14 protein-coding genes are annotated in these 18,326 nt (G+C 62.8%); 3 read left to right on the top strand and 11 right to left on the bottom strand.

Features of this window, described 5'->3' with window-relative positions; genetic code table 11:
* Positions 1–196: 196 nt before the first annotated feature.
* Together B0G75_RS18325 and B0G75_RS18320 are read right to left on the bottom strand one after the other, a co-directional pair.
* Complete coding sequence (locus B0G75_RS18325) at positions 197–943, bottom strand: SDR family NAD(P)-dependent oxidoreductase (RefSeq protein ID WP_106308332.1); 747 nt, start codon at positions 941–943, stop codon at positions 197–199.
* A gap of 77 nt (positions 944–1,020) precedes the next feature.
* Positions 1,021–2,136 (bottom strand): porin, encoded by a 1,116-nt coding sequence (locus B0G75_RS18320; protein WP_106308329.1) that lies wholly within the window; start codon positions 2,134–2,136, stop codon positions 1,021–1,023.
* A 461-nt stretch (positions 2,137–2,597) separates the two neighbouring features.
* Between B0G75_RS18320 and B0G75_RS18315 the strand changes: the two genes are divergently transcribed.
* Complete coding sequence (locus B0G75_RS18315) at positions 2,598–3,749, top strand: CaiB/BaiF CoA-transferase family protein (RefSeq protein WP_106308326.1); 1,152 nt, start codon at positions 2,598–2,600, stop codon at positions 3,747–3,749.
* Positions 3,746–4,891, top strand: coding sequence for an acyl-CoA dehydrogenase family protein (locus tag B0G75_RS18310; RefSeq protein ID WP_106308323.1), 1,146 nt, complete (start codon positions 3,746–3,748; stop codon positions 4,889–4,891). The genes B0G75_RS18315 and B0G75_RS18310 overlap by 4 nt, the downstream gene beginning before the upstream one ends.
* A 176-nt stretch (positions 4,892–5,067) precedes the next feature.
* Here B0G75_RS18310 and B0G75_RS18305 read toward each other — a convergent pair whose 3' ends face one another.
* The 8 genes from B0G75_RS18305 to B0G75_RS18270 all read right to left on the bottom strand — a co-directional run bounded on the left by B0G75_RS18305 (position 5,068) and on the right by B0G75_RS18270 (position 13,582).
* Positions 5,068–5,970 (bottom strand): SDR family NAD(P)-dependent oxidoreductase, encoded by a 903-nt coding sequence (locus B0G75_RS18305; RefSeq protein ID WP_106308320.1) that lies wholly within the window; start codon positions 5,968–5,970, stop codon positions 5,068–5,070.
* 36 nt (positions 5,971–6,006) lie between these two features.
* The gene (locus B0G75_RS18300) at positions 6,007–6,462 is read right to left on the bottom strand and encodes a MaoC family dehydratase (protein WP_106308317.1); all 456 of its coding nucleotides are present in this window, start codon (positions 6,460–6,462) and stop codon (positions 6,007–6,009) included.
* Entirely contained in the window at positions 6,459–7,613 is a 1,155-nt protein-coding gene (locus B0G75_RS18295; protein WP_106308314.1) for an acyl-CoA dehydrogenase family protein, read from the bottom strand. Before B0G75_RS18295 ends, B0G75_RS18300 begins: the two co-directional genes overlap by 4 nt.
* Positions 7,614–7,628: 15 nt before the next feature.
* Complete coding sequence (locus B0G75_RS18290) at positions 7,629–8,828, bottom strand: acyl-CoA dehydrogenase family protein (protein ID WP_106308311.1); 1,200 nt, start codon at positions 8,826–8,828, stop codon at positions 7,629–7,631.
* 13 nt (positions 8,829–8,841) lie between these two features.
* On the bottom strand, positions 8,842–10,023 hold the full coding sequence (locus B0G75_RS18285) for a lipid-transfer protein (protein WP_106308308.1): 1,182 nt from the start codon (positions 10,021–10,023) through the stop codon (positions 8,842–8,844).
* A gap of 350 nt (positions 10,024–10,373) precedes the next feature.
* Positions 10,374–11,516: an acyl-CoA dehydrogenase family protein gene (locus B0G75_RS18280; RefSeq protein WP_106308305.1), complete on the bottom strand. Its 1,143-nt coding sequence runs from the start codon at positions 11,514–11,516 to the stop codon at positions 10,374–10,376.
* Positions 11,517–11,542: 26 nt separating this feature from the next.
* A complete protein-coding gene (locus B0G75_RS18275) occupies positions 11,543–12,784 on the bottom strand; it encodes a thiolase family protein (protein WP_106308302.1) in 1,242 nt (413 codons plus the stop codon).
* Between the two features lie 27 nt (positions 12,785–12,811).
* Positions 12,812–13,582, bottom strand: a complete 771-nt coding sequence (locus B0G75_RS18270; RefSeq protein ID WP_106308299.1) for an enoyl-CoA hydratase/isomerase family protein — start codon at positions 13,580–13,582, stop codon at positions 12,812–12,814.
* A gap of 185 nt (positions 13,583–13,767) precedes the next feature.
* Here B0G75_RS18270 and B0G75_RS18265 point away from each other — a divergent pair, with 185 nt between their 5' ends.
* A complete protein-coding gene (locus B0G75_RS18265; RefSeq protein ID WP_106308296.1) occupies positions 13,768–16,470 on the top strand; it encodes a LuxR C-terminal-related transcriptional regulator in 2,703 nt (900 codons plus the stop codon).
* Positions 16,471–16,562: 92 nt separating this feature from the next.
* Here B0G75_RS18265 and B0G75_RS18260 read toward each other — a convergent pair whose 3' ends face one another.
* Positions 16,563–18,263, bottom strand: a complete 1,701-nt coding sequence (locus B0G75_RS18260) for an AMP-binding protein (protein WP_106308293.1) — start codon at positions 18,261–18,263, stop codon at positions 16,563–16,565.
* Positions 18,264–18,326: the final 63 nt, after the last annotated feature.

Below are 18,326 nucleotides of genomic sequence, written 5' to 3'. Positions count from 1 at the left end.
CTGGCCCAACTCGGAGGGGCTTCTCGTCCCATTCTCGCTAACAAACGTCCAGGCGGATGGCGTCTTCCAGGGCGTTCCGACAATTACAATGGCCATTGGATACAAGAGGGTTGTATCTGCGCAAATCTATCCGTTGCAAGATTAAAGACTTGGTTGTCGGCATCGCAAACAAAGCTGGCCTCCCGGGCCGAGTTCTTTAACGCATGCCGCAGTCGATATCGATGGTCATCGCGTTCAGATACGCGTTCTCGACGATGTGCCGCACGAGCCCGGCAAACTCTTCCGCCCTACCCATACGCCGTGGAAACAGCATCTTTTCGATCAAGCCGTCCGAGACCTTCTGCGGCATGCCTGCCGACATGCCCGACTCGAAGAGCCCCGGCGCAACCGACACGACCCGGATACCGTGTTCGGCGAGATCGCGCGCGATCGGCAGCGTCATGCCGATCACGCCCGCCTTGCTCGCGCTATACGCCGCCTGTCCCATCTGCCCCGCACGGGCCGCGCCCGAAGACGTGTTGATGATCACGCCACGCTCTCCGGTTTCTTCAGGATCGTTTGCGCTCATCACGAGCGCGGCGTGACGAATGACATTGAAAGTCCCGGTCAGGTTAACGCCCAGCACGCGATTCCACAGGTCGGTGGGAAACAGTTGTCCCTTGGAGAGAGTCTTGCAAGGACCGAGAATGCCGGCGCAATTGACCGCCACATGCACGCGTCCATGCATAGCCACCACGACGTCGATCGCGGACTTCACACTGGATTCGTTGGAGACGTCGGCCGCGATACCCTGCATGTCTGCGCCCAGCGCTTCGTCGAGCCTTGTCTGGTCGAGGTCGAAGCCAACCACCGTGGCGCCGGCTGCCGCCAGCCCCTTGCATGTTGCAAGTCCGAGCCCTGAGGCCGCGCCCGTCACAATCGCCACCTTGTTCTGGAGATTCATCTTCTTCCTTGACTTCCTGTTACCCAGCCAAAAGCACAGCCCGAACGGCCGGCGCCAGCCGCAACGCCCATTCGCTATCAGAAGCGATACGACATGCCGGTGGCCACCATCGTCTGTGTGGCGTTCTGCCCGCTGACGCTGATACCGGGCCAGCTCATCGTCGCCGAACCGTTGTTCTTCATATAACCTGCGCGTGCGTAAAGTGTCGTCCGCTTGGACAACAGGTGCTCGAAGCCGAGTTGCACGCCGGGTGTGTTGTCATGCACGCCGCGCACGTCGCGCTCGATGGCTGCAATTTCCACCGTATCGGCCGGGCTCGCCTGGATCGTCGCCCCGACTTCGGCGATGCTGTAGGAGTTATTGGCGCCCAGACGCGCGGCCAGTGATCCAGCGGGTGCGTCTTTCGAGCGGTTGTATGTGTAGTTGAGCTGCAGGTTCACGATGCCGATCCGGTAAGCCAGGGCACCGGTAAAGCGCTCCGTGCCAAGTAGATTCAGCGCAGACGGCAGCCCCGGAATCGCTGCAGTGCCTGCATGCACGTTCTGGTACGCGAGACCCACGTACGCGCCATAACCCGAATAGGTCACCGCAAGATCAAGAATATTGCCGACGGTCTGCGCAACAGGCTGCGTGACAGTCGCGGAGAAACCATACATCGCGTACAGCTTCAGCCCCGCTACTATCGGCGACTGATAGACAATCGCGTTGCTGCTGCGTCCGGACGCGCTCTGCGTGGCAAACGTGTGCCTGTCCAGAGCACTCGCCGCAGCCGACAACGGCGAAAGAACCTCATCGCCGCGGAACGGATCGGTGGGATACACCGCCCAGAAAGTGGGTTGATATTGGCGTCCAAAAGTGAGCGAACCATACTTTTCGGCGCTCAGCCCCACCCACGCTTGCCGATAGAACATCGTCGAACTGTCGACGAAGAATCCGCCGTTATTAATGGTGTATCCGTTCTCCAGCGTGAATATGGCCTTGAGGCCGCCGCCAAGATCTTCACTTCCCTTCAGCCCGAAATTGGAGCCTGAATTCCCGCCGCTTCGCATCGACCACGAATGAACTGCGCCGTTGCCGAGAAATTGCACGAACGTATCCGCCACGCCGTACAAGGTCACACTGGATTGCGCTGCCGCTCCGCCTGCCGCGATGAGCATCGAAGCGCCCATCAGGCCTTTACCGATATTACGCATGCATGTCTCCTTCATTGTCGACCGCGTCTTGGACTGCGCGGGTAGAGCGCTTGAGTCGACATCAACCGGAAACCGCTGGGCGTGTCACGGGATTGATCTCGAACTCGGGTTGCGGCGCTTGCGATCAAGGATAGGCATTTCGACTTATGCCCTACCCCCTCGCTATTGGGGGGTCTCGATCTGCTGTCGTATGGCACGGCTCGAACGGAAATGCGCGAGGCGCAATCAGATGGCGTTCAGACGGAGACGGGTCCCAGCGCCATGACTGCCTGGCGCAAGGCTGGTGAGAGTAGTTCAGGAAGACGATCGACTTGCCATCGTTGGTTTTTCCATTCGTAGGGCAGCGCGTTGCAAGGATAGGCTCCGTAAAAGTCGCGCCGTCCCCCTCAAGATTGGGGGAGCACGGCACTACTCGCACTCTCTACGATGGGTCCCGTCAACATGTACCGAGACCACCACCCATGACAACAAAACGACAAGGTCCGCTCGCCGGGCTCAAAGTTCTGGAAATCGCCGGCATCGGCCCCGGTCCGTTCTGCGCCATGCTGTTCGCCGATCTCGGCGCAGACGTGGTCGTGGTGGATCGCATCGAAACCGGTCCCGATGCGCTCGACCTTGGCGGCACGCAACTCGCCAATCGCGGCAAACGCTCCGTAGCGGTGGATCTCAAGACGGCCGAAGGCGTCGAGACGGTGTTGCGTCTCATCGAGCAGAGCGACGCCCTCATTGAAGGCATGCGTCCCGGCGTAATGGAGCGACTCGGCCTTGGTCCCGACATGTGTCTCGCGCGTAATCCGCGCCTCATTTACGGACGCATGACAGGCTGGGGGCAGGACGGCCCGCTCGCTCACGCGGCCGGCCACGACCTGAACTACATCGCGCTGTCCGGTGCGCTCTGGTATGCAGGACAGCCTGGCGAAGCGCCCGTGACACCCCCGAGCCTCGTTGGCGATGTGGGCGGCGGAGCGATGTATCTCGCGGTGGGCCTGCTCGCCGGGATCATGAACGCGCGCGCGACGGGCGTGGGCCAGGTCGTGGACGCTGCCATCGTGGATGGCAGCGCGCACATGACGACGCTTCTGCTCGCATTGCAGGCATCGGGGCAGATGCGCAGCGAGCGTGGCCAAAGCCTGCTGGACGGCCCCCATTGGTACAACACCTACCGCTGCGCCGATGGCGGCTTTATTTCCGTCGGCTCGCTCGAACCCAAGTTCTATCGTGAACTGCGCGAAAAGCTCTGCCTCGGCGCCGACCCGCTCTTCGACAAGCCCTATGACGCGAGCAGATGGCCGCAGTTGCGTGAACGCTTCACCACACTTTTTTCCGAGCGCAGCCGCGATGAATGGTGTGCGCTACTCGAAGGAACCGACGCCTGCTTTGCGCCAGTGCTCAGCCCCGACGAGGCGGCCGCCCATCCGCACATGCATGCACGCGGTATCTATACGCGTGAGGACGGTGTGCTCCAGGCCGCTCCGGCGCCGCGCTTCTCGGCAACGCCGGCAGGCCAGCCCGGGCCGATCCCGCGGCGCGGTGAGCACCAGGACGACGTGCTGGGCGACTGGCTGCCTAACCAAACGAAACCTGCTTCACACGTGAACGGAACACACCCATGACCGATAGCAACCGCTCGTTCCTCACCGAGCAACAGATGTTGATTCGCGACACCGCGCGCAGAGTGGCGAACGAAATCATCGCACCCACCGCCGCGCAACGCGATCTCCAATCCGCCTGGCCGCGCAGTGAATTGAAGGCGCTCGCCGAACTCGGCTTTCTCGGCATGCTGATCCCCGAGCAATACGGAGGATCCGGCGCGGGCATCCTCGATTTCTGCATCGCGCAGCACGAATTTGCGTCAGTCGATGCCGGACTTGCCACCATCGTGCACGTTCACAACTTCACTGCGCTCACGATCGTCGAGCACGGCACCGAAGCGCAGAAGCTGCGTTACCTGCCCGCCATGGCGCGCGGCGAGTCGATCGGCGCGTTCCTGCTGACCGAGCCGCATGCTGGCTCCGACACCGCCGCGCTGCGCGCGAGTGCCCGCCGCGATGGTGATCACTACGTGCTCAACGGCACCAAGCAGTTCATTTCGAATGGCAGCGAGGCCGGCGTCGGCATTGCGTTCGCCATTACCGACAAGGCAGCGGGCAAACGCGGCGCGAGCACCTTCATCATCGACCCAAAGGCGCCGGGCTACAGCGTCACTCGTATCGAAAGCAAGCTCGGTCAGCACACCGCGCACACGGCGCAGATCGCGCTCGAAGACTACCGGGTGCCGGCGGAAAACCTGCTTGGCCTGGAGGGCAACGGTTATCGCACCGTGATGGGGGGTGTCTCGGACGGCCGCATCGGCATCGCGTTCATCTCGGCGGGCGTAGCGCGGGGGGCGCTGGACGCCGCCGTCAAGTACGCGCGCGAACGCGAGGCGTACGGCGGCCCGCTCACCAAACTTCAGGCCGTCGCTTTCGATCTTGCGGATATGGCCGCGCAGGTCGACGTTGCGTGGCAATACTGCCTTCACGCCGCGCGGCTGCGCGATGCCAGTTTCGACTGCATCAAGGAAGCGTCCATCGCCAAATTGTTCGCGAGCGAGATTGCGGAGAAGGTATGCTCCGACGCCTTGCAAATTCATGGCGGGTACGGCTACCTGACCGATTTCCCGGTCGAACGCTATCTGCGCGACGTGCGCATCTGCAAGATCTACGAAGGAACGAGCCACATCCAGAAGCTGATCATTTCGCGCAACCTGGATTGAACGGCCATTGAGATTTTAAAGTCGAAGAGAAGTCCGGCTTGCATGAGAGAACTTCATGCAAGCTTTTTTTGTCCATCGCTTGCGCGTTCCCCGGAATTGCTTTGAACAAACGCTTGAGCGACAAAAAAACCGCCGCAAAAGCGGCGGTTCGTGCGGTTCACGTGACGCTGGTGCCGTTACATGTCGCAGACGAGCTTCAGGAAACGCTGCACCTGTTCACCCGACTCGCCGTACGCGCGCGCGGTGCTCCAGTCAGCGATATCGCCGAAGCGAGCGGCGACGCCTTCCGGCGTGATGTCGTCATCGGCGAGCAGCACCGGAGCGCATTCGACGATGGTCCCCGCGGCGAATGCGCCGCCGCCCGCTGCGATGATGGTTTTCGACGGTGCGTTCTCGCCCGCAAGGAACAACACGGCGGGCGTCACGCGCTCAGGCTGGATACGCTCGAGCATTGCTTCCGGCAGGATGTCGGCGGTCATGCGCGTCGCCGCAACCGGTGCGATCGTGTTGACCAGGATGTTGTTCTTCCGGCCTTCGGTCGTAAGCGCATTCATCAGGCCGATCACCGCCATCTTCGCCGCGCCGTAGTTCGATTGCCCGAAGTTGCCGTACATGCCGGACGACGAAGTGGTCATCACGATGCGGCCGTAGTTCTGCTCGCGCATGACGTCCCATACCGCCTTTGAGCAGTTGATCGCGCCCATCAGATGAACGTCGAGAACCGCCTTGATGTCGGCCATTTCGAGCTTCGTAAAGCTCTTGTCGCGCAGGATGCCCGCGTTGTTGACGAGAATGTCGACGCGGCCGAACTCGCTCACCGCGCGCTTGGCCATTGCCTGCACCTGCTCGTAGTCCGCCACGTTCGCGCCGTCGGCGATCGCCGTGCCGCCTGCCTGGCGGATCTCTTCGACCACCGCGAGCGCTGCCTCGGACGATCCGCCCGTGCCATCGCGCGCGCCACCGAAATCATTGACGACCACCTTCGCGCCACGCGCCGCGAACGCCAGCGCATGTGCACGGCCAAGGCCGGCGCCAGCGCCGGTCACGATCGCGACCTTGCCATCGAAACGAATACTCATGCTTGAATCTCCTCGAACATTGTCAGCCATGGAATATCAGGGAAATAGGCGCGTGATCGACTCCGCGACGCATGCGGGCTTGTCGGCGCCCTCGCATTCGACGGTCATTTCGATCTTCAACTGCGCGCCGCCGCCTTTCAACTCGCTCCACTCCATGAGCTTGAAGTGCGCGCGCAGCCGCTTGCCGACCGCGACCGGTGCAATGAAGCGCACCTTGTCGAGCCCGTAATTCAGGCCACTTTTCGTTTCCTTGATTCCGAAGGCGGTCGCGAAGAACGCGGGCAGCAGGCTCAGCGTGAGGAAACCATGCGCGATCGTCCCGCCGAACGGGCCTTTCAGCGCGCGCTCCACGTCGACGTGGAGCCACTGGTGGTCGCACGTTGCGTCCGCGAACTGGTTCACGCGCTGCTGATCGATCAACAGCCACTCGCTCGTGCCGAGCGATTCGCCGACGAGCGGCTGCAGGTCGGCGATTTTCTGGAAACTCTTCATGCGTGGTTTTCCTTTTGAAGCAATTCGTTCTGCAGCTGCGCCGCGCAAGCGGCGTCGTGCTGGTCGCTGCTGCCGAACAGCACGTCGGCGACGACCGCCCGTTTGTAGTAGTGACCGACCTGGTATTCCTCGGTCATGCCGATGCCGCCATGCAACTGGATCGCCTGACCACACACGAAGCGCGCGGCGCGGCCGATTACCGATTTGGCCTGCGAGACGGCTAGCTGGCGAGCGGGTGGCGCGTCGTTTTCAAGCGAGCCGAGCAGCGCATAGAGCATCGAGCGCGCGAGTTCCATTTCCGCCGCCATGTCCGCGAGACGATGCTGAAGCGCCTGGAAGCTGCCGATGGGCACGCCAAACTGCTTGCGCACCCTCAGATATTCGGCGGTGAGTTCGATGGACTTTTCCATTGCGCCGACCAGTTCCGCGCCGAGCGCCGCTGTCGCGTGAGAGAGCGCGTGCTGGAGCGCCGGGAGTCCTTGCCCCGGCACACCGAGCACCGCTTCACGGGTCACGCGCACGCCTTCGAGCGTCAGTTCGGCGGCGAAGCTGCCGTCGTGCAACGGCAGCACACGGCGCGACAGGCCCGTTGAGTCCGCCGGCACTAGCATGAGCGTGATGCCGTCGGCGTCCTGCGCACGCGCCGATACGATGAAGCCGTCGGCATCCGCGCCACCCAGCACGAGTGTCTTGCAACCGGTGAGGGAGTAGCCATCCGGCGTCGGCGTCGCGCTCGTTTCGACGAACTCGGGAAAGCCACGCGACTGCGCCTCGCTATACGCGAGCGCGAACTTGCGCGAGCCGTCGGCGAGCGCCGGTAGCCATTGCTCGCGTTGCGCTGGCGTTGCGCCCGCGAGCAGCGTTTGCGCCGCCAGCACCGCACAGCCGAGGTAAGGCTCGACGACGAGTCCGCGACCAAGTTCCGAGGCGATCAACACCGTGTCGGTCAGCGAACCGTCGAAGCCGCCACAAGACTCGGGCAACGCCGCTGCGAGCCAGCCGTTGTCCGCGAGAGTTTGCCAATGCGTTGCGCTGCACGCCGAACGTGCCTTGACGAGCGCCATGCGCGTTTCGAAGCTGTAATGCCTGTCGACGAAACGCCGAACACTATCCTGCAGCAACTGCTGCTCTGCACTGAGAGTAAAGTTCATGATCCTTCCGACGACTCAGAGTTGAAACAGCATCTTGGCGATGATGCCGCGCTGGACTTCGCTCGTGCCGCCGTAGATCGTCGACGCGCGGCGGAAGAACATTTCGTTGGCAATGCCACGCGCCACGTCCTGGTGCGGCAAGGGCTCTGCTTCGCACGCGTCGTGCGGTTCGGGGTAAGCCACGGCGCCATAATCGCCGAGCGCTTCGACCATGAGCTCGCTGATGCGCTGCTGAAGCTCCGTGCCGCGCACCTTGAGGATCGATCCCATCGCATGGGCGGCGGGACTGTGGTCCTGCTCCATCGCCGCGACGCGCTTGACCATTGTGGCGACCGCGCTCACTTCGGCTTCGAGGCGCGCCAGGCGCAACGCGAAGCCCGGCTGCGCGATCAACGGCTCACACCCCACGCGGTGCGTTGCCGCGAGCGTGCGGAGCTGCATCAGATAACGCCGCAGGATCGGCAGGTCCGCTGCGCTCGCGTGCTCGTTGTTGAGCAGGAACTTGGTGATAGTCCAGCCGGCGCCTTCAGCACCGACGCGGTTGGCTAACGGCACGCGCACATTGTCGAAGAAAGTCTCGTTCAGGTGATGGCAGTCGTCGATGCTGCGGATCGGACGCACCGCGATGCCTGGAGTCTTCATGTCCACAAGCAGGAAACTGATCCCGGCCTGCTTCTTCACTTCGGTATCGGTTCGCACGAGCAGAAAAATCCAATCCGATTCATGCGCGTAGCTCGTCCAGATCTTCTGGCCATTGACGATGTAATGATCGCCATCGCGCTCGGCACGCGTGCGCAGCGACGCGAGGTCCGAGCCCGAGCCCGGCTCCGAAAAACCCTGGCACCAAAGCCGCTCGCCGGCGAGAATGAGCGGCACATGCTCGGCCTTCTGTTCCGGCGACGCAAATTCGTTCAGCACGGGGCCGAGCAGCTTCTGCGCGAACCCGTCCTGGGTTGGCGCGCCCGCCGCGATGCATTCTTCGTCGAAGACGAGACGCTGTAAAACCGACCAGCCCGTGCCGCCGTCCTTTTGCGCCCAGTACGGCGCGCCCCAACTTTGCTGATTCAGGATCTTTTGCCAGCGCACAAGATCGGGCCGCATGGAGCGAACGCTGCCCACCGGTTTGCCCGCAAGATCACGTGGCAGGTGCTCGCGCAGGAATGCACGCACTTGCTCACGGAATGCCTCAAGCCCTGCATCAGGTTGAAAATCCATTTACGTCTCCCGGTCAGTTGCAGTACATGGTCACCACGCACGCACCGCCGATGCCCACGTTGTGTTGCAACGCAACGCGCGCGCCTTCGACCTGCCGCTCAGCGGCCGTGCCGCGCAGTTGCTGGACCAGTTCCGTGCATTGCGCGAGTCCTGTCGCACCGAGCGGGTGTCCTTTCGAAAGCAGACCGCCCGACGGATTGACGATATAGCGCCCGCCGTAAGTGTTGTCGCCGTCGTCGATGAATTTCGCCGCGCCGCCTTCAGGGCACAGTCCGAGCGCTTCATAGGTAATCAGCTCGTTGTGCGCGAAGCAATCGTGCAGTTCGATCACATTCACGTCTTCGGCGCCGATGCCTGCGGCCTCATACACCTGGCGCGCCGCGTTTCTCGCCATGCTGAAGCCGGCCACGTCTCGCAGGTCGTCCCCTTCGAGCGATTCGGGGCCGTCCGTCGTCAGCGCCTGAGCGGCAATCCACACGCGCGTGTCGAGGCCGTGCTTCTTCGCGTAATCCTCGCTGCACAGCACGGCGGCAGCCGCGCCGCAAGTCGGCGGGCAAGCCATCATGCGCGTCATCACGCCAGGCCACATGACCTGGTCGGCCATCACGTCTTCGGTTGTGACCACCTTGCGGAACACCGCGTGCGGGTTGTTGGCCGCGTGACGGCTCGCCTTCGCGCGAATCTTCGCGAAGCTTTCGAGCGGTGTGCCGAAGCGCTTCATGTGCTCCATGCCCGCGCCGCCGAAAATGCGCAGGGCCGGCGCAATTTCAGGCGGCACGCCGAGGCGGTCGCACTGCTTGAGGAACAGTTCGGAAGGCAGCGGCCGGTCGTTAAAGTAGCTGCCGAGTGCGCCCGGATTCATCTGCTCGAAGCCGAGTACGAGCACGACGTCGAGCGCGCCGGCTTCGATTGCCTGGCGCGCGAGGTAGAGCCCCGTCGAACCAGTGGAGCAATTATTGTTGAGGTTGATGATCGGCAGGCCGGTCATGCCGACGTGGTAAAGCGCGCGCTGACCAGCGGTCGAATCGCCATAGACAAAGCACGCGTACGCCTGCTGGATCGCCTGGTACGCGACGCCAGCATCGGTCAGCGCGAGGCGCGCCGCCGCGGCGCCCATCAGGTCATAAGTTTCGCTGGCACCAGGCTTTCGGAACGGGACCATCCCCACGCCCGCGACGACGACTTTGCGCGTCATACGTTCTCCTTCAGTTGTTTTGATCGCTGATCGGATCGATCAGCACTGGCTCATCATAGGCAGACGGCTGCCAGGCCGGCACCCCTCCTTTCAAGGGGTGCATGCATCGCGTCGGCGCGTGCTGCCCGAGGTCCGCCCGCCCCCGCCAAACGCGGGGTGATGCCGCGCCCGGCGGACGTCCCGCGGAGATCGACGAAGTGGTCATCAACTTTGCCCGAATAGTCGAGCAGATGTCCATCTGCCACGGCAAAAAAGAACGCGACCCAAAAAGAAAAGAAAGCTCTTCGCGCCCATGCGCGAAGAGCCCCAGGACAGGCCGGCCCAAAAGTTGCCGGCCACTCCCCCCTCCGTCAAACGAACGCCGCGACCCCGGTCAGCGCGCGCGAAATGATGAGCTGCTGGATCTCCGTCGTGCCATCCGGGATCGGGATGATGATCGCTTCGCGCAACAGACGCTCGACGTTGAACTCCTTCGTGATCCCGTTGCCGCCGTGCAGTTGCACGGCGTCCCGGCAGACCTTGACAGCGGCTTCAGTGGCGAACGCCTTTGCCATCGAAGCCTGCATGTCGCAACGAACGCCCGCGTCGATCAGGCCGAACACGCGCTGACACATCAGGCGCGACGCGTCGACCATGATCGCCATGTTGGCGAGCTTCGCCGCGATCAGCTGATGCGCCGCGATAACCTTGCCGAACTGCTTGCGCTCCTTCGCATAGGCGATGGATTCCTCCAGCGCGGCGCGCATGATCCCGACCGACAGCGTGCCCACGTGCGCGCGCGCGTGCTCGAAGACCTTCATCGTATTGCGCAGCCCTTCCCCTTCCTCGCCGATCACGTTGGTGGCCGGCACGCGAGCATCGGTGATGAAGATCTGTGCGGTGGACTGCGACCCGAGCGCGATCTTGTCGATGTTGCGCGACTCGTAGCCATGCTCCTTGCGGTCGATAAGGATGTGCGAGAGACCTTTTTCGCCGCGCACGGTGCAGATCAGTACGTCGGAATAAACGCCGTTAGTGATCCAGGTCTTTTCGCCATTGACGATGAAGTGGTCTCCATCGCGCACGGCGCGCGTTCTCAGTTCGGCCACATTCGAGCCGACATCCGGCTCGCTGATGCCGATCGAGCCGAAGATCTTGCCGGCCAGCACGCCTGGCATGTAGCGCTCGCGCACTTCCGGCCGGGCATTGGTCAGCATGGCCGCGAGGCCCATGTTGAGCATGACGCACAGCGCGATATCGCACGAGCAGGCGACGAGTTCCTCGAAAAGCATGCCCTGGGTGGTGAACGACCAGCCCATGCCGCCGTATTCAGCGGGGATGGTACAGCCAGGCAGGCCGAAATCGGCGATGCGCTCCGTAAGCTCGCGCATTTTTTCTTTCGGAATGAAGCGGTCGCGATACTCCTTGGCAACGGGTTTGACTTCCGCCTGCAGAAACTTCCGAAAGCTCTCGACGGCGAGGTTCTGCTCTTCAGTGGGCAGTTGATACGGCATGGTATGGATTCCCTGAATGGTTCTGGTCAGGCGCGACCGAAGATGCCGATGTGGTCGATGCTCTCTTCCACACCCCAAAGGCCGCCGCCGTTGCCCTGGATTGCGAAGCGCGCACCTTCGACCTGGCGCGGACCGCACTCGCCGCGCAGTTGCCCGACCAGTTCGAAGATCTGTCCGAGGCCCGTCGCGCCGATCGGATGTCCCTTCGATTCGAGGCCGCCCGACGGGTTGATCGGCAGGCGCCCGCCAATCGTGCTCTCGCCGCGCTCGGCCATCACGCCGCTCTCGCCCGGCTTGCACAGGCCAAGGTTCTCGCACAGCGCGATTTCGCCGATCGACGACGCGTCGTGCAGCTCGGCTACGTTGATGTCTTCAGGCCCGATGCCGGCTTCTTCATAGGCGAGCTTCGCTGCATGAACCGTGATGTGGTTCGCGAGATCGTCGCCTGCGCGCGGCGAGGCCGAGCGCACGATCGTCGCAAGCACGCGCACCGCACGATTGCGGTCGAAGCCATATCGCTTCATCGCGGACTCCGTGCACAGGATCGCGGCGGCGGCGCCGTCGGAGATCGGCGAGCACATCGGCAACGTGAGCGGAAACGTGATCGGCGGCGCCGCGAGAATCTCCTCGATCGACATCGGCTTGCGATATTGCGAGCGCTCGTTGTGCACCGAATGGCCGTGATTCTTCGACGACACGGCGGCGAACTGGCGCTGCGTGATGCCGTAGCGCGACATCAGCTGGCGGCCGATCCCGGCATAGACATCCATGAATACGCTATACGGCTTGTCGGACTGCGTGCCGTCCGGCGCCGTAACGCCCTTGCCCAGTTCGACCATCTGCGCCGCGTTGGCTTCCGCCGTTTCGATGTCCCATGCGGAGTCGAACACGGAGAACATGCGCGCCTTGTCGCTCGAATACATCTTTTCCGCGCCCACGGCCAGCACGACATCCGCCATGCCCGCGCGCAGTTGCGTCACGGCGAGGTGAAATGCGCTGCTTGCCGACGCGCACGCGCTTTCGACGTTGTGGATCGGAATACCGCCGAAGCCGAGCGGGATCAGCGACACCTGGCCACGGATCATGTGCTGGCCTTGCATGTGGCCCTGCGTGGTGTTGCCGAAATAGGCCGCTTCGACCCAGCCGCGCTCACAGCCCGAGTCCTTCAAGGCGTCTTCAACCGCCCAGGCCGTGAGCTGCTTGACCGATTTGTCGAGATGCCGGCCGAACGGGGTCATGCCCATGCCGACGATGTAGATGTTTTCCATTGTGTGCCCGATAGCTTCGTGTAGAGTTCAGCAGCCCTTGAACTGCGGCTCGCGCTTTTCTGCAAATGCGCGCAAGCCTTCCTGAACGTCGTATGACCGCTGATGGTTGCGCAGCTCCAGCAACTCGTGGCGCAATGCGTCCGCCGCCGATTTGTCGGCGGTCTCGTTGGCCACGCGCTTCATACGCGCAAGCACGAGCGGACTCTTCTTCGCGAACTTGTCGGCGAGCGCCTGGGCGCGAGGCTTGAGTTCCGCATCGGCCAGTACCTCGTTGACGAGGCCGTAGCCCTTGAGCTCGGCGGCGCTCATCGCATCGCCCGTGAAAAGCAGGTAGCGCGCAACGTTTGCCGGTACCTTGCGCGGCAGAATCGCCGCGCCGCCCGCACCAGGGAAAACGCCGAAATTGGAGTGCGCGTCGCCAAGACGCGCCGACTCGGCGGCGAGCACCACGTCGCACGCGAGCACCACTTCGAGACCGCCCGCCAGCGCAAGACCGTTGACCGCGGCGATCACCGGCTTCGGGAACGCGCGCAGCGTGTCGAAAAACTCGACGATCAGTTCCAGGAATTCCCGCTTGCCTGGCTGCGTGGCCTCAGCGGCCTCGATCAGGTCGGCACCGGCGCAGAAAGCGCGGCCGTTGCCGGTTACGACCAGGACCCGTACGGCGTCGTCGTTGCGCCACGTATTCAACTGCGCGATCAGGCCCGTCGCCATCTCACGATTCAAACTGTTCATGGCGGCGGGACGGTCCAACGTCAACCAGCCGACCGAGTCCACCACTGCATGCGAATAACTCATCTCCCCCTCCGGAATCTTGCGAACGAATGTGATCGCCGCTTCGGTTGTGGTAAGTTAGTTTTCGCAACCTCGAATAGCACCCCTCGTTGTGAGGGGGCCACGCGCAGGTACATATTTGCGAAGCTGCAGACAACGGTGTCCAGCACCCGCCTTCACATGCCGTATCGCCCGGACTGGGTCACACCTTGAATACACCAATTCCCAAACATCTCGTTTCCACCAAATTTTCCCCGCCGCGTATCGGCGCGAAGTACATCACCCGCGTGGATCTGCTTGCGCAACTGCAGCGCAAGCGTCATTGCCGGTTGTCTCTCGTCACCGGCAGCGCGGGTTATGGCAAGACAACGCTGCTCGCACAGTGGCGCAAGGTTTGCCTGAAGGCGTCCGCCGAGGTCGCGTGGCTCGCGCTCACTGCCGACGACAAGGGCTACGCCGATTTCTCCACTGCACTGTTCGCTGCAATGCAGCGCATCGGCATTTCGGTGGCGACTGACCTCTCGCTCGAAGGAGCGAGCGCCGCGGCCATGGATGCAGCGATTGCGGCCATCGTCGAAGCGGCGGTCGAATTGCCCAAAGAGCTGTACCTGATGATCGACGACTATCAGTACGTCGAGGCACCGCTCGCGCACAAGTTCATGCAGAAACTGGTCGATCAAGGGCCAGGCAATCTGCATTTCGTGATCGGCTCGCGCCTTACGCCGCCGCTGAGCCTGAGCCGCCTGCGGATGATGGACCAGATCGTCGAACTGGACAGCGACGGTCTGCCGTTCGATCTCGCGGAGACACGCAGCTTCGTCGACGAAAACCTCGGCCTTGGTAAGATCAACGCCGACGAACTCACGCTCATTCACGAACTGACCGGCGGATGGCCGTCGTGCATCCAGCTCGTCATCATCATGCTCAGGAACCGGCCCGATGCGCGGGCCACGCTCGGCGACCTGATCTGGCGTTCCAGCGACCTGCAGGCGTATCTGAGCGAAGAGGTCATGGCGCAGCTTCCTGCCGAGCTGTCCGAATTCGCCGTAGCGCTCTCGATCTTTCGCCGCTTCAGTGCGCCACTTGCGCGTGAGGTCACCGGCAACGAACACGCCGCCGATCTGCTCGAACGCATGGAAGACGAGAACCTGCTGATCACCCGCGTCGACTCGGAGGACCGAACGGCGTGGTATCGCTTTCATCCGCTTTTCGGGGAGTTCCTTGCAACCCGCCTCGCGCGTCGCGAAGGCGATGCCGTGCGGGAATTGCATCGGCGCGCGAGCCGCTGGTTCGCTACGCACGGGCTACTCGCCGAAGCGGTGCGCCACGCGAGCGCGGGCGGAGACGTCGAGTTTGCCGCGTCGGTCATCGAGCGCGCAGCGCCAGCCACGTGGAGCGTCGAATATCTGGGCCCCACGCTCCATCTGCTGGAACGGTTGCCGGAACAAACACTGCTCAGCCATCAACGGCTGCTGTTCATCGCATGCCTGACGGTCGCGCTCACCACACGCCCGGCCAAGGCGAAGGCATGGCTCGCGCACCTGCAGGCAAATGCGGCGTCGGCAGATCCGGAGATCGCCAGCAGCCTGCCGCTGGTTCATGCCGCCATCGCGTTCCAGCACGACGACACGCAACGCATGATCGACCTGCTCGAACCACATCGCGGCGACACGTTCGACAATCCCTTTCTGCAGTATCTGCTGGTCGCCGAACTGTGCGCGGCCTACGCCGCGGCGGGCCGCTTTACCGAAGCGCGGCGCCTCTTCAATCTGCACCCAGTTCCGCCGGCCGAGCGCAACAACGACATGGCGCTCGTCGCACAGGCGACCCGCGCGTCGACGATACTGCTCGAAGGCAATGCGCGCGAGGCCGAACGCGAGAGCGCGGGTCTGCTCACCCGTTCGGTGCAGGCCGTGGGCCGCCATTCGATCAGCGCCAACATTTGTGCGAGCGTGCTGGCCGATGCCTGCTATGAACTCGACCGCATCGACGCGGCCCGCGAAACCATTGCGAACCGTCGCGGCCTGCTTCATTCTTCCGGGCCCGACGTATTAATTCACACCTCGCTCTGCCGGGCGCGTCTCGACCTGCTTCAGGAGAGCCCCGACGCGGCGCTCGACTTCGTGCAGCAGCAGACCGCACACCTGCGCAGCATGCGCCAGATCCGCGCGGTCGCGCACATGCTGGCCGAACAGGTCAAAATCCTGCTCCTCAAGCACGACCACGCGGGCGCGCTCGAAACGCTCGCCCTACTCGATGAAATCGCCCAGGCTCATGCCGCCGAACAAGGCTCCAAGGCGGAAATTCCTGCGATTGCAGCGCTCGCACGGGCGCGCGTGTTGCGCCACGACCAGCCTGAGGAAGCGCTGCGGGCACTGCAAATCACCCGCAGCCATGCCGAGGCATTCGGCCGGGGTCGGCTAGCTGCACTCGCGGATCTGCTGTCGGCCATCGTCTTCGCCGAGCAACGCAGCGACGACGACGCGCAGGCATGCTTCGCCCGCGCCGCGGAGGCAGCGCAGCGCTTGGGGCTCGTGCGTACGTTTGTGGATGAAGGCGCGGCCGCCGGCAGGTTGCTCGCAAAGATGGTGCGCCAGGGCAAGCTGGAGGGCGCGACACTGCAATATGCAACTGGCCTGCTCGAGAAGTTTCCGGACAGCGCGATCTCCGAGGGGCTGGCAGGCAATGTGCGCCGCCCGGGCGCATCGAAATTGCAGCCCATGCTCACTCAGCGCGAGCTCGAGATTCTGAGTCTCGTCGGCCAGGCCATGTCGAACAAGCGCATTGCCATTGCGCTCGACATTACGATCGAGACGGTGAAGTGGAATCTGCGCAATATTTTCAGCAAACTCGGCGTGTCGAGCCGCTATGACGCGATGGTGTGGGCCCGAAAGCAGGAGCTGATCCGCTAGCCTCGATCCGTTCAGTGCGCCCGGACCGGCGCGCGTGATCGAACCGGAGATATCGGGTATCGGCCGTAGCGGACACCCTCTTTGCTAACGGATCATTGCGTCTCGACGGCTTGCGCTTCGAATATGACGGGTTGTCCGAGTTCAGCCCACGCCTGAGCCATCGGCAGATAACGTTTCTCGATCGCGCCGCGCCTGATCTTCATGGTTGGCGTGAGCAAGCCATTGTCGGACGTCCAGGGGTCCGCGACGACCACGGCGAAGGCGAGCTTCTCGTGATCTTCAAGCGTATCGTTGACCTTGTCGAGCATGCTGCGCAGTTCCACACGCAAGGCATCATACGCAGACGCGTCCTGAAGTTCTCCTCGCGCAGCGGGAGACAGCATCAACAGCGCAAACGGCTGGGCGAGCCCCGGGCCCGTCGCGCACACGGCTTCGACTTTGGGATGACTCAGCTTGTTCTCGATGGGCGCGGGAGCCACATATTTTCCCTTGCTGGTCTTGAAGTTTTCCTTCACCCGCCCTGTAATTTTCAAACGGCCGAGTTCGTCGAGTTCGCCGCAATCGCCGGTTTTGAAGAAGCCGTCCTCGGTCATGCTTTGCGCGGTCAAGTCCGGCTGCCTGTAGTAGCCGAGCATCATGGTCGGCGCCTTGAGCAGAATCTCGCCATTCCCGGCAATCCGGCATTCGACGCCCGGCATGGCCTGGCCGGAATAGCCAGGCCGCACGAGCCCTGGACGGCTGTAATGCGAGTACGAGAAGTTCTCCGTCATGCCGTACACGTCCAGTAACTCCAGCCCGAGCATGCGATACCAGTTCGTGATTACCTCAGGCAGCGGCGCGGAGCCGGTAAAGGCGATCCTTGTCGCGTCGAGCCCGAGCATCGTGAGGATCTGCTGCTTGATGACCGCGGCTTCGGGCGTCGCTGTGTCAACCAAGGCCAGCTGGCTCGCGGGTAGTTTCGCGCAGACGCCCTGATAGAACTTGGTCCACAGTCGCGGCATCGAAATGAATACAGTTGGCCGCGCGCGATGCAAGTCCTGAACGAAAGTAGCAAGACTATCGTTGAAGAAAACCTGGAAACCGTGGCAAAGCGAATTCGATTCGACGAAGGACCGCTCTGCCGTGTGTGCGAGCGGCAGATAGGACAGAACTCGGTCCGCTGGAGTGAATCCGCAGAATTCACCTGCCTGCACCGCATAGGCAAAGATCGTCCCGAAGCTGTGCAAGACGCCCTTAGGACGGCCGGTGGTGCCGGATGTATAAATGATGGTTGCCAGCTCGCCCGGAGCCGGCAGGTGAACGTCCCGTAACGGCGCCTGGCTAGCGACGATATCGTCCCATTGAAGAGCCTCGGGCACGGGCGACATGGGCAAGCCGATCAACTGCGCATGCGGCGGCACTGCTTTGCGAATTTCATTCCAGCCGTCGGTCTTGCCGTCAAGCTTGCCGACAAACAGCAAACGAACGTCGCAGTGCTCGAAGACGTACTGCGCGGTGTCTGCGTTGATGGTTGTGTAGAGCGGTACCGAGAAGGTACCGGCCATCCAGATCGCCAGATCCGCGATGATCCAATGGGCGCTATTTTTGCCGACGATCGAGATCGCACTGCGCGGCGGCAGTTGCAACGACTGCAAATACCCAGCCATGCGCCGGGCCTGATCGCCGACCTCCTGCCACGTGTACTCCACGACCTGTCCGTCCGGCATCGACTCGGTTAGGTAGGGTGCATCAGGCTGTACACGCTCCCAGTGCACAAAGCGATGAATCAGGGTGTCCGAATTCGTACCGCTCATCTCAGTCTCCATATATTTTTCTGCGGTCCGGCGCCATGCCGGCCGTTGCATCCGTTTTGGGCC

The organism is Paraburkholderia sp. BL18I3N2 (genome assembly GCF_003001875.1).
Lineage (GTDB): Bacteria > Pseudomonadota > Gammaproteobacteria > Burkholderiales > Burkholderiaceae > Paraburkholderia > Paraburkholderia phytofirmans.
The sequence above is the reverse complement of the archived record's forward strand: the minus strand, read 5'-3'. Positions and strand labels throughout refer to the sequence as shown.